At 73.1% G+C, this 10098-nt stretch carries 7 protein-coding genes; 2 read left to right on the top strand and 5 right to left on the bottom strand.

What is annotated here, in order from left to right; genetic code table 11:
* Together ABZ815_RS43220 and ABZ815_RS43215 are read left to right on the top strand one after the other, a co-directional pair.
* Positions 1 to 1383 (top strand): alpha/beta fold hydrolase (locus ABZ815_RS43220; RefSeq protein ID WP_357707345.1); only part of this gene is annotated, 1383 nt, incomplete at its 5' end.
* Positions 1364 to 2632 carry an MFS transporter gene (locus ABZ815_RS43215; protein ID WP_357707344.1) on the top strand — a complete coding sequence of 423 codons (1269 nt, stop codon included), beginning with the start codon at positions 1364 to 1366 and terminating at the stop codon, positions 2630 to 2632. The genes ABZ815_RS43220 and ABZ815_RS43215, both read left to right, overlap by 20 nt.
* Here ABZ815_RS43215 and ABZ815_RS43210 read toward each other — a convergent pair.
* The 5 genes from ABZ815_RS43210 to ABZ815_RS43190 all read right to left on the bottom strand — a co-directional run bounded on the left by ABZ815_RS43210 (position 2601) and on the right by ABZ815_RS43190 (position 10034).
* Positions 2601 to 3620 carry an LLM class F420-dependent oxidoreductase gene (locus ABZ815_RS43210; RefSeq protein WP_357707342.1) on the bottom strand — a complete coding sequence of 340 codons (1020 nt, stop codon included), beginning with the start codon at positions 3618 to 3620 and terminating at the stop codon, positions 2601 to 2603. The genes ABZ815_RS43215 and ABZ815_RS43210 overlap by 32 nt on opposite strands.
* The gene (locus tag ABZ815_RS43205) at positions 3599 to 4333 is read right to left on the bottom strand and encodes an alpha/beta fold hydrolase (RefSeq protein WP_357707341.1); all 735 of its coding nucleotides are present in this window, start codon (positions 4331 to 4333) and stop codon (positions 3599 to 3601) included. Before ABZ815_RS43205 ends, ABZ815_RS43210 begins: the two co-directional genes overlap by 22 nt.
* Positions 4330 to 8334 (bottom strand): amino acid adenylation domain-containing protein, encoded by a 4005-nt coding sequence (locus ABZ815_RS43200; protein ID WP_357707340.1) that lies wholly within the window; start codon positions 8332 to 8334, stop codon positions 4330 to 4332. The genes ABZ815_RS43205 and ABZ815_RS43200 overlap by 4 nt, the downstream gene beginning before the upstream one ends.
* Positions 8331 to 8642, bottom strand: coding sequence for an acyl carrier protein (locus tag ABZ815_RS43195; RefSeq protein WP_357707339.1), 312 nt, complete (start codon positions 8640 to 8642; stop codon positions 8331 to 8333). Before ABZ815_RS43195 ends, ABZ815_RS43200 begins: the two co-directional genes overlap by 4 nt.
* A 246-nt stretch (positions 8643 to 8888) precedes the next feature.
* Entirely contained in the window at positions 8889 to 10034 is a 1146-nt protein-coding gene (locus ABZ815_RS43190; protein WP_357707337.1) for a serine hydrolase domain-containing protein, read from the bottom strand.
* Between the last annotated feature and the right edge of the window lie 64 nt (positions 10035 to 10098).

Here is a 10098-nt window from a genome sequence, read left to right as displayed (position 1 = left end):
CTCTACAAAACCGGCGACCTCGCCCGCTGGCTCCCCACCGGCGAACTCGAATACCTCGGCCGCACCGACCACCAGGTCAAGATCCGCGGCATGCGCGTCGAACCCGGCGAGATCGAGGCCGTCCTGCGCGCACAACCGGGGGTCCGGGACGCGGCCGTCACGGCGTACGAGCACAGCCTGGTCGGCTATGTCGTCGGCGAGGTGCCCGACCTCCAGGACGTCCTGCCCGAGCACCTGATCCCGCGCCGGTGGGTGCGCCTGGACAGCCTTCCGCTCACCCGCAGCGGCAAGCTGGACCGGGCCGCGCTGCCCCGGCCGGAGGCGGCGAGCGGCCGGCCGTACGTGCCGCCGCGCGACGAGGTGGAGGCGCGCCTCGCCACGCTCTACGAAGAGGTGCTGAAGGTGCCCGCGGCCGGCATCCTGGACGACTTCTTCGAGCTCGGCGGCCACTCGCTGAGCGCCCTGCGGCTGGCCGCCCGCATCCGCCAGGAGCTGGGACGGAACCTGCCGGTGGGCACCGTCCTGACCGCGCCGACGATCAGCGCGCTGGCCAGGGTGCTGCGCCAGCCCGAGGACCTGGCGCCGCCGAGCCACGTCGTGCCGCTCAACCCGGACGGCGACCGCACGCCGATCTTCTTCATCCACGCGCTCGGCGGCCAGGTCTTCCGCTACCACCCGATGGCCCGCCGCCTCGGCCCCGACCAGCCGGTGTACGCCATCGCCGCGCGCGGGCTCGTGCCCGGCGAGGAGCCGCACGCCACGCTCGCCGAGATGGCCGACGCCTACGTGGCCGACCTGCTGGAGGTGCGGCCGAAGGGGCCGTACGTGCTGGGCGGGTTCTGCATCGGCGGCAACATCGCGCTGGAGGTGGCCAGGCGGCTGCGCGAACGCGGCGAGCAGGTGCCGCTGGTCGTGCTGCTCTACGCCAACGCCGAGGAGCCCGTGGCCGAGGCGTCGCTGGAGGACGACACGGTCCTGCTGTTCCACGCGCTGGCCGGCGGTCCCGAGGAGACCCTCGGGCTCGACCCGGCCGAACTCGCCGCCCAGTCACCGGAGGAGCGGCTGCTCACGGTCATGGGCGCCGCCTCGGCCGCCGACCGGCTGGCGCCCGACACCGCCGAGGTCGAGCAGGCGCGCCGCTACCTGGCCGTCTTCCGGGCCAACGCGCACGCCGTCGGCGGTTACCGGCACGAGCCCTACGACGGCGACGTCGCGCTCTTCGCGCCCACACGCGAGGACGGCAGCTGGTCCTCCGTCGCCAAGGGACGGCTCGCGCACTACGCGATCCCCGAGGAACGCGTCCCCATCCTGTACGAACCCCTGGTCGCCGGAGCGGCCACCGAGATCAGAAGGTGGATGGATCATGGCATCCCCGACCAGTGAGCGAACGAGCCTCTGGAAGCACCCCGACTTCCTGCGGCTGTGGGCGGGCCAGAGCCTGTCCCAGTTCGGCTCGGCCATCAGCCTCTTCGCGTTCCCGGTGATCGCGGTCACCGTCCTGAACGCCTCCGAGGCCGAGATGGGCGTCGTCGGCTTCCTGCTGCGGCTCCCGATGGTGTTCTTCCTCCTGTTCGGCGTGCTGGCCGACCGGGTGCGCAAGCGTCCCATCCTCATCTGGACGGACGTGGCGCGCTTCGTGCTGCTGATGCTGATCCCCGTCGCGTGGTTCGCCGACATGCTCACGCTGGGCTGGATCTACGGCGTCATCTTCGCCCTCGGGCTGCTCAGCACGCTCTTCCAGACGGCCTACCGCAGCTACTTCCCGTTCCTGGTGCCGCGGGAGAACTTCCTGGAGGGCAACTCCAAGCTGCAGCTGACCGAGTCGACCGCCCAGACGTTCGGGCCGGGCCTGGCCGCGGCGCTGCTGAAGGTGCTCGCCGCGCCCGCGCTGCTGATCATCGACGCGGTGTCGTACCTGGCCTCGGCGATCGCGGTGGCGCTGATCAAGCGGCCCGAAGCCCGTCCCGAGCCGGACGACACCACCCCCGGGCAGGTGCACAAGGCGATCTGGCAGGGCATGGGCTGGGTGATGCGGCACGAGCTGATCCGGCCGCTGGCCATCTCCTCGGCCGTGTACTCGCTGTTCATCCTGGGCTCGATGAACTCGATCTACGCCCTGTACGTGATCCGCGACCTGGGCGTGCCCGCGGCCTGGTTCGGCAGCATCCTGGCCGGCGGCGGCGTGGGCGCGATCATCGGTGCGCTGATCGCCGTCAAGGTGATGCGGCGCTACGCGATCGGCAAGGTGCTGGTGTGGTCGATGGTGTACGGCAACCTGGCGCTCTTCCTCATCCCGCTGGCCATCGGGCCGGTCTGGGCCTCGGTGGCCATGCTGGTCGTCGCGCAGCTCGTCAGCGGCGTCAGCTCGCAGATCTTCTTCGTCACCAACACCACGCTGGTGCAGACGATCACCCCGCCGCACCTGCAGGGCCGCGTGGTGGCGTCGATCTACTCGCTGGGCCTGATCCCCGCCCCGCTGGGGGCGCTGGGCGCCGGCCTGCTGGCCGGCGCCCTGGGGACGCGGACGACGCTGTGGGTGGTCATCGCGATCGGCGCGCTGGTGCCGATCGCGGCGATGGCCTGGTCTCCGCTGGCCAAGCTCATCGGGATGCCGGCGCCAGACCAGCAATGAGCCGCAGCTGACGGCTGCGCAGCCGCCGGGTGGGCGTGACCAGGCCGACGATCAGCGTGGTCGCGCCCGCCTCCTGGTAGGCCGCCATCCGCTCGCGCACCTTGCCCGCCGGACCGCACATGGTCATCGCGTCGACGAGCGCGTCCGGCAGCAGCGCCATGGCCTCGCCCTGCCGCCCGTCCAGGAAGGCTTCCTGCATGCGGGCGGCCTCCTGCTCGAAGCCGAGCGTGGCGGCCAGGCGGTTGTAGAAGTTGGTACGGCGCGAGCCCATGCCGCCGAGGTAGAGGGCGAGCATGGGCCGCATCATGTCGTAGGCCAGCTCCTGGTCCTCCTCGACGAGCGTGAGCACCATGGGCGCGATGTCGAGGTCGGCGCCGTTCAGGTGCTTGGCCATCCGGGCCAGGTGGTCGGGCGGGAAGTGGATGGCCAGCCAGCCGTCGGCGAGCTCGCCGGCCAGCGCGACGTTCTTGGGGCCCATCGCGGCCAGGTAGACCGGCAGCCGTTCCTGCACCGGCGAGACGGCAAGCGTCAGCTCCTTGCCCTCGCTGCCGGGCAGGGGCAGCGTCATCGTGTCCCCGTCGTGCCGCACCGGCTCGCCCTGCAGCGCCTTGCGCACCACCTGGAGGTAGTCGCGGGCGCGGGCCAGCGGCCGTTCGAAGCGTTCGCCGTGCCAGCCCTCGACGACCTGGGGGCCGGACAGGCCCACGCCCAGCCGGGCGCGGCCGCCGGAGAGCTGGTCGAGGGTGGCCGCCGTCATCGCGGCGACCACGGGCTTGCGTCCCGTCATCTGGAGCACGCCGGTGCCCAGGGCGATGCGCTCGGTCTGGCCGGCGATCCAGGCCAGCAGGCTGGCCGGATCGGTCCCGTAGGTCTCGGCCGCCCACACGGACGAATAGCCCAGGGCCTCCGCCTCCCGTACCAGCGCCAGGTGGTCGGCCGGGCCGAGGCCCGCGCCGCCCCAGTAGCTCATGCTGTAACCGAGGCGCATCCCATCTCCTCAACGATCGCGGCGGCCAGGGCGTCCGGAGTCTCCTCGGCCAGCCAGTGGGTGGAGTCGAGCTCCTTCAACGCGGGCGGCTGCGCGCTCTGCCGCCGCCAGCCCAGCAGGCCGCCCCTGGTCAGCGAGGCGTCGCGGGCGCCGTACAGGACGGAGATCGGCACCGGCAGCGGCGGCCCGGGCCGGTGGTGATAGCCGGCCAGCAGCCCGAAGTCGGCGCGCAGCGCCGGTTCCAGCACCGGCCAGAGCGCCTCCCGGTCGGCCAGTTCCGGCGGGACGCCGCCGAGCTCGATCAGCTGCTCCCAGAACAGCCACGACGGCAGCGACGGCAGGCGGCGCAGCAGCAGGGTCACGTCCGGCGCGGCGAACGAGCTCACGACCAGCCGTTCCGGCCGCCCGCCCAGCTCGACCACGCGACGGCAGACGAGAAAGGCCAGCAGCGCCCCGCTGCAGTAGCCGAACAGCGTGTACGGCTCCTGCCACCCGGCGAGCTCGCGCGCCAGGTCGTCGACCAGCCCGTCGAGGTCGGTCCGCGGCTCTTCGGCGAGCCTGGCCTGACGTCCCGGCAGGTTGACCGACCACAGCCCCACCCCGGACGGGAAGTGCCCGGCGAGCTCGCCGAGCGAGGCCGGGCCGCCGCCCGCGTGCGGAAAGGCGACCAGCGCCCGCTCCCCCTCCTTGACCTGGACGAACCACGGCGTCATAGGGCGTCCCCCAGATGTAGGGCCAGTTCGGCCGGCGTCGGATGGTCGAACACGGCCCGTACCGAGACGGCCCGCCCCGCCAGCTCCTCCAGCGGGCCGATCAGCCGGACGGCCAGCACGGAGTGGCCCCCGTTGAGGAAGAAGTTGTCGTGCGGGCCGAGGCCGGGCCGCTTGAGCGCGTCCCGCCACAGCGCCACCACCTGCTGGACCAGCCCGTCGCCGGCCTCCCGCGCCGGGGCGCCGTCCTCGGCGGGCACCACCAGCTCGCGGTAGGCGATCTTCCCGTTGGCGGTGGTGGGCAGCCTGTCGGTGACGATGTACCGGGTGGGGACGGCGTAGTCGGGCAGCCGCGTCCTGGCGAAGCGCCACAGCTCTTCCTCGGCGGCCTGGCCGGTGACCTCGACGAAGGCGGCGAGCCGTCCGTCGGTCTGGGGGTCGCCGTCGAGGATCACCGCGGCCGTGCGCACCGCGTCGTGCTCGTGCAGTGCCGCCTCGACCTCGCCGAGCTCGATGCGGTGGCCGCGCAGCTTGATCTGCCGGTCGTCGCGGCCCAGGAGCTCCAGCGTGCCGTCGTGGCGGATGCGCGCGCGGTCGCCGGTCCGGTAGAACCGGCCGTACCGGTCGTGGTGGCCGAAACGCTCGGCCGTCAGCTCGGGCCGGTCGAGGTAGCCCGCGCTCACCCCCGCACCGGCGACGCACAGCTCGCCCGGCACGCCCGGCGGCAGCTCGCGGCCCGCGGCGTCGGTGACGAAGATCTGGGTGTTGGCCAGCGGCTCGCCCGCCGGGACCGGGTCGAGCGGCGGCTCGCGCAGCTCGGCAGCGGTGGACCAGATGGTGGTCTCCGTCGGCCCGTAGACGTTGAAGACCCGGCAGCCCAGCTCCAGCAGGTCCCTGGCCAGGGCGGCGGGCATCGGCTCGCCCCCGCACAGCACCGTGCGTCCGGCCAGCTCCCGCCCGGCCTCCGGCGCGATCAGCCGCCACGCGGTCGGCGTGGCCTGCACGACCTGGACGCCGGTCGCGGCGATCAGCTCCAGGAACCTGCCCGGCTGGAGCTGGTCCTCGTCCGAGGCCACCACCACGGTGCCGCCGGAGGCCAGCGGCAACAGCAGTTCCAGCCAGGAGATGTCGAAGGAGGTGGTGGTGGACCACAGGACGCTCGTGGGCGCGCCCAGCCGGTCGGCGAAGTCGAGCACGAGGTTCGTCAGGTTCCCGTGCGTGACGCGCACGCCCTTGGGCCGTCCGGTGGAGCCGGAGGTGTAGATGACGTAGGCGATGTCTCCGTACTCGGCGGGTCCGGGTTGTCCGAGCGTGCCGGGCATCGGCACGACCGGCGTCTCCCCCGCCCAGTCCGGCCGGCCCGCCGTGACGACCAGCCGCGCGCCCGAGTCGGCCACCTGGAAGGCGAGGCGCGACTCCGGTTGCCGCACGTCCAGCGGCAGGAACGCCGCTCCCGCCTGCCACACGCCGAGCACCGCCGCCACCAGGTCCGCCGAGCGCCCCAAACCCAGGGCGACGACGTCGCCGTGCCGGATCCCGCGTTCGCGCAGCAGGTCGCGGACCGCGGCCGCGCGCCCCAGCAGCTCGTCGTAGGCGACCTCGCGCCCGTCCTCGCGCACCGCGACGGCCGGGCCCGGCAGGATGCGCTCGGCCAGGGTGCCGGGCCAGGCGCGGTGGGTGTCGTTGACCCGGTCGAGCAGCGCCCGGTCCGCCGGGGAGAGCACGTCCGGCACCCGGCCGCGGGCCGCCTGCCGCACCACCGCGCACATCCTGGCCGTGAACGCCTCGATCTCGTCCTCGTCGTGCACCTCGGTGCTGTGCACCATGCGGACGGTGAGCCGGTCCGGCTCCTGGATGACGTTGCACTGCATGTCCAGGCGGCTGCGGTCGATCAGGTTGTCGACGTACCCGGGCACCTCGCCCTGGACGTGCACCTTCTCGTCGCTCCAGGGCCGGTAGTTGAACATGTGCCGAAACAGCGGGACCCGCCAGTCGTCCGTGCCGTGCCCGCGGCGGGTCAGCACCGCCTCCACCGAGGCTCCGGCGTGCTCGACGCCCTCCGCGAACGCCTCCTCCACGCGCCTGGCGACCTGCTCGAAGTCGTCGTCCAGCTCGACGTGGACGCGCAGCGGCAGTGTGCTCACCGCGTAGCCGACGCGTCTGTGCTCCTCGCCCGTCTTGGTGCTGACCGGCATGCCGATCACCAGGTCCGGGCCCGCCCCGTGCCCGCGCAGCGTCAGCAGGAAGGCGGTGGCCAGCACGATGTTGCCGGTGGTGCGCAGCGTGGTGCGCAGCTCGTCCAGGGCCGCCACCGTCTCGGCGTCGACCAGCCATGAGCAGGTGTGCCCGGCGAACGTCGGACGGCCCGGCGAGTGCCTGCTCCCCGGCAGCACCATGGCCGCCGGGTCGACGCCGTCGAGCCGGTCCAGCCAGTAGCCGATCGACTCCTCCGGCGGCTCCCCCGGCTCCAGCATCGGCGCGGGCCCCGCCAGCTCGGGGGGCAGCGAGCCGTGCCCGGTCTGGCTGTCGTAGAAGCGGCCCAGCTCCTCCACCAGGAGCTGCATGGAGGTGCCGTCGATGACGATGTGGTGGCCGGCCAGGCACACCACGGTTCCCGCGCCGTCGGGCAGGGTGAAGTGGCCCACCCTGATGAGCAGGTCGCGGCCCAGGTCGAAGGGCTCGTCCAGGAACGACTGGAGGTCGGCGACCAGCGTCTCCTCGGTCGTGGCCCGCGTCTCGACCTTCAGCTGGGCGTCCTGGGGGGCCACCAGGTGCCGGACGGGGGCCCCGTCCACCACGGGGAACCGCAGGCGCAACGCCGGATGCCGCTTGACCAGCCGGTTCGCCGCGATCTGCAGCGGCAGCCTGCGCAGCGGCGTGTCGAACCTGAGCGCCACCGCCAGGTTGGAGACGCCGCTGTCCGGCGCGAGCTGCTCCAGGACCCAGAACGAGTACGGCACCGCCGACAGCGGGCGCGGCTCCTCCACGGAGGCGGGCAGCTCCGGCTGCGGCCTCGGGATGGGGACGCGTTGCAGCGGGTGATCGGGGTCGAGCGCGGCCCAGTCCACCCCGCCGCCGCCCGTCCAGAACCGGGCCACGGCGGCCAGCAGCCCCGCGAGATCGTCGCCTGCCCGGACCTCGGCTACGGCGGTCGTTCCCGCGAGGTCGTCATCTGCCCGGACCTCGGCTCCGCCGGTCGTTCCCGCGAGGGCGGCGAGCGCCTCCTCCGGCGCGGGGTGCCCGGCGAGGAGCTCCGGGGCCGGGACCTCCGTGAGCACGCCCCAGGCGGCCAGGGTGGCGGCCAGCCCGTAGGCGGCGGCGAACTCGCGTGACAGCTCGGCGCCGCGCGCCGCGAAGACCTCTTCGCACACGTCCACGGCCTCGGTGAACACCCGCTCCACGCCGTACAGGCCGGACGCCTCGGCGGAGAGGGCCAGGCGGACCGGCCCCTGCTCGTAGGCGTGCTCCCGGCCCAGCGCGGAGGCTGCCTCCGCGGCGCTCCGGCAGACCACCGCGCCTCTGACGGGGTGGTGGACGCGTCCCTGCTGCAGGGTTCCCACGACGTCGGCGAAGCGGTCCTCCGGCAGCCCGGCGAGGAAGCCGGCCAGGCTCCGCCGCACCGACTCGGCCTCCTCGCGGGTACGGCCGGACCACACCACGACCCGCGGACGGCCGTCGCCCGGAGCGTGCACCTGCGGAAAGCCGTCCTCGACCGCCAGGTCGTCGGGCCAGATCACCCGGTGCACCAGGTCGCCGTCGAGCAACGCCCGGTCGAGCAGCCGCAGGACCAGGGTGCCGCGCAGCGTGCCCGGCGGCAGCTCGCCGGCGTCGGTCACGGCCAGCTCGCACTCCCCGGCCAGCAGCGCCGCGCACGCCTTGCCCGCCCCGCCGTACGTCCGGACGACCTGCGCCCCCGGATCGTGCCCGGCCTCCTCGGCCGCCCCGGCCTCCAGCGGGAAGCGCCCCACCGCGATCACCGCGACGGGCTGTTCGTGTGAGGTCACCGACCTTCCTCGCGAATCCTGGCGCGCACGTCGCGGCGGCTGCCGCCCAGCGGACGGCGACGGGCGCCGTCCTGCCTGGCGGGGGCGGGCGCCTGGCCCTGCGCGATCAGGTGCGAGAGGGCCCGCAGGTTCGGGTGGGTGAACATGGCGGTGACCGGCAGGCTCAGACCGAGCTCGCCGGTGATCTCCTCGTGCAGCTCGACCAGGGCGAGCGAGTCGAACCCGGCTTCAAAGAAATTGAGATCGGGATCGAGAGCGCGGCCTAACCTGCGCTCCACAAGAGATGCAACCGCGTCGGCCTGGGTCATCCGGCGTCCTTCGTCTCGCCTGCGATCGGACGGGATCACCGTCCGCCTGCCAGCATCCTTCCCGAGCGCCACAATGGACCACAAGCCCGTATTTATCGGGATTTCGGACACGCAAAAAGTGTGCGACGCCGCTCCACCGGTTCCGACCGGCGTACGAGCACGCGCCGGGTACGGACGCTCGCCCGCCGTGCACGCCCCCGAAGGGCGGCGCCTGATTTCCGGCGCCCCCCTTCGGTCCGTCGCGGCTCAGGCGCCGACGGAGACGCCGAACTCCGCCTCGACGAGCTGGAACATGACGTCCCACGTCTTCCACTCGGTGTTGGTGTGGACGGCGACGGTGTGCCGGCCGTCGGAGGTGCCGATCACGAGGAGCCAGGACCCCCAGAGGCTGCCGCCGACGCCGCGCAGCGTCCGTCCGCCGGTCGCCTGCGGGTCGAGCTCGAACAGGCCGAGGCCGTAACGCGCGTACGGCATCCAGTGGCTGCCCTCGGTCGGGACGGTGGTCCACATCTGCCGGTGTTGTGCGGGCGGCAGCAGGCTCCCGGTGGACATCGCGTCGAGGAAGCGGATCATGTCGCCGGTCGTGGAGACGACGTTGCCGGCCGACCAGCCCAGGGAGGTGTTGAACTCGGTGACGTCCAGGGGCGGCAGGCCGGGCTCCTCCATCATCGACTCCCAGTTCTCAGGGGTGATCGTCGACGGGTCGACGCCGTCCTTGAAGAACATGGTGGAGTAGGCGCGCGGGTGCGGGGCGGGGTAGCCGGTGTCGTCGAGGGGGCGCACGCGGGTGTGGGTCAGGCCGAGCGGCCGGATGACCCGGCGGTCGACCTCCTGCTCGTAGGTGCTGCCGGTGACCTTCTCGATGACGGCCCCGGCGAGGTGGAAGCCGCCGTTGGAGTAGGCGAACCGTTCGCCGGGTTCGCCGACCGGAGGCTGGGAGGTCGCCACCCTCAGCAGCTCGCCGGTGGTGAAGGCGTCGAAGCGGTGCTGGAGGATCCCGGAGCGGGTGGCGTAACGGTGGCTGACCTCGGGCGCCAGGCCCGTGGGGAACAGGCCGCTGGTGTTGCTGAGCAGGTGCCGGATGGTGATCTTGTCGCCGTCGTAGCCGTTGGCGTCCAATACGCCCGGCAGCCACGTGTTCACCGGGTCGTCGAGACCCAGCCTGCCCTCGGCCTCCAGGCTCAGCAGTACGGCGGCGGTGAACGCCTTGCCGCTGCTGCCCGTGTGCACGTGCTCGCCCGGCCGGCGTGCGGCGCCGGTTCTCAGATCGGCCACGCCGGCGGTGGCGAACCAGGTCCGGTCGCCGTCCTTGACCTCGGCGACGATGCCGGGGATGCCGGCCTCGGCCACCGCCCGGTCGAGCACCCGCTGAACTCTTTCGCGCGTTGCCATCGCACTGCCCTTCTGTGGTCTGTCCTGTACGCCGTCCACAGTGCCGACCAGCGCTTCCATGCCT

The organism is Nonomuraea sp. NPDC047529 (genome assembly GCF_040642995.1).
Taxonomy (GTDB): domain Bacteria; phylum Actinomycetota; class Actinomycetes; order Streptosporangiales; family Streptosporangiaceae; genus Nonomuraea.
This window is presented reverse-complemented; position numbering and strand designations above follow the sequence as displayed.

Excerpts from the sequence above, each read along its gene's own strand:
- ABZ815_RS43190 (WP_357707337.1), bottom strand. The coding sequence starts at position 10,034 with ATGGCAACGCGCGAAAGAGTTCAGCGGGTGCTCGACCGGGCGGTGGCC.
- ABZ815_RS43205 (WP_357707341.1), bottom strand. The coding sequence starts at position 4,333 with ATGACGCCGTGGTTCGTCCAGGTCAAGGAGGGGGAGCGGGCGCTGGTC.
- ABZ815_RS43195 (WP_357707339.1), bottom strand. The coding sequence starts at position 8,642 with ATGACCCAGGCCGACGCGGTTGCATCTCTTGTGGAGCGCAGGTTAGGC.
- ABZ815_RS43215 (WP_357707344.1), top strand. The coding sequence starts at position 1,364 with ATGGCATCCCCGACCAGTGAGCGAACGAGCCTCTGGAAGCACCCCGAC.
- ABZ815_RS43210 (WP_357707342.1), bottom strand. The coding sequence starts at position 3,620 with ATGCGCCTCGGTTACAGCATGAGCTACTGGGGCGGCGCGGGCCTCGGC.